General features: G+C 46.4%; 3 protein-coding genes. All 3 read right to left on the reverse strand.

The window, feature by feature from the left end; genetic code table 11:
- The coding region (locus AC1DSE_RS35005) for a pseudouridine synthase (protein ID WP_477529094.1) at positions 1–476 on the reverse strand (476 nt) is incomplete at its 3' end.
- Between the two features lie 54 nt (positions 477–530).
- Entirely contained in the window at positions 531–1,034 is a 504-nt protein-coding gene (locus AC1DSE_RS35010; protein WP_179089938.1) for a spore maturation protein, read from the reverse strand.
- 25 nt (positions 1,035–1,059) lie between these two features.
- On the reverse strand, positions 1,060–1,645 hold a 586-nt coding region (locus tag AC1DSE_RS35015; RefSeq protein ID WP_477529095.1), incomplete at its 5' end, for a nucleoside recognition domain-containing protein.

The following is a 1,645-nucleotide window of genomic DNA, read 5'->3' on the forward strand; positions in this document are numbered from 1 at the left end:
ATGCCATCCTCTAGCTTAATCCCTTTTTGCAACTGCTCCAATGCCGTTCCATGAGGAACGCCTTTAACGGTCGCACGGTATGTTTTGGGAACATGATGACTTGGATGTGTTAACAAATTAGCGAATTCGCCATCATTCGTTAGGATAAGAAGTCCTTCCGTATCATAATCCAATCGACCGACCGGATATACTCRCTCTTTAATACCTGGCAAGAAATCAGAAACCACTTTGCGGCCTTGTGGATCTTTGGCGCTAGTTATGACTCCCTTGGATTTGTTAAGCATGAGATAGAGCTTCTTCTCGCTCCGAATCGGCTTGCCGTTAACCGTAATTGCATCAACCGCTGGATCAGCCTTAACGCCTAGCGTCGTAACCTTCTCACCATTAACTTCAACCATTCCTGCCAAAATCATTTCTTCACATTTGCGACGGGATGCAATTCCCGCTGCTGCTAATATTTTCTGTAAACGTTCCAATGCTTTCACCTCAATCTCCATCATAACGATATGAAGGCGAAAGTACAAGCTTCACTAGCCGAATATGTATAAGCAAATGAAAATTGCTGCGAAAAAACCTACTATATCGGAAAATAAACCAACTTTTAACGCATAACGTGACTTTCTTATTCCAATCGCTCCAAAATATACAGTAAGCACATACAGGGTTGTATCCGTGCTGCCTTGAATTGTGGAAGCAATTCTGCCGATCATAGAATCCGGGCCAAAGTTCTGAATAAGGTCAGTCGTGAAGGCTAACGAGCCTGCGCCAGTCAAAGGCCGCAAAATCCCGAGAGGCAGCACCTCGCTTGGGATACCGACCCAATCAAAGAGAGGTCGGACTGTAGAAAGCAGCAATTCCAAGGCTCCAGATGAGCGAAACATACTGATAGCAACCATCATGCCAACCAAATGAGGAATGATATTAATCGCTGTTCCGAAGCCATCCTTGGCCCCTTCAACAAACGTTTCATAGACAGGTACTTTGCGTCTTAAAGCTGCATAGAGCGGAATAAATACGATAATGGCTGGAATCATCCAAGCGGATAAGCTTGTAAAAATATTATACAATTGCCTCACCTCCGGAAGCTGGTGAAGCCGACTTCTTATTCTCAGGTCTAGGTGGCGAAGGAGCTATTGGCGGCGGTGGTGATTTTCTTCGATACCAGCGGTCGGCAAGTATTGCAGCCGTAGTAGCAACAAATGTCGCTGCCAGCGTTGTACCGATAATTTCAGCAGGGTTAGCTGAACCATAATTCATTCGAATGGCAATAAGCGTGGTGGGAATGATCGTAATGCTGGATGTATTTAGCGCAAGCAGCGTGCACATGGCTGGAGTTGCTGTAGCAGGATCAGGATTAAGCTTCTGAAGCTCCTGCATCGCTTTTATTCCCATTGGCGTGGCTGCATTTCCTAACCCAAAGAGATTAGCGCTTAAATTACTCATTATATATCCGAGAGCTGGGTGATTGGGAGGAACGTCAGGAAAAAGCTTGCGCACCACAGGCCCGAGCATTCGAGCAAGTGTACGCAGCAGCCCTGCATCCTCCGCTATTCGCATCATGCCAAGCCAAAACACCATGATACTAATTAATCCGAAGCTCACGGTGACACCCGACTTGGCTCCCTCGAAAGCTGCTTGCGTTACC

The organism is Paenibacillus sp. 01L418, from assembly GCF_056400045.1.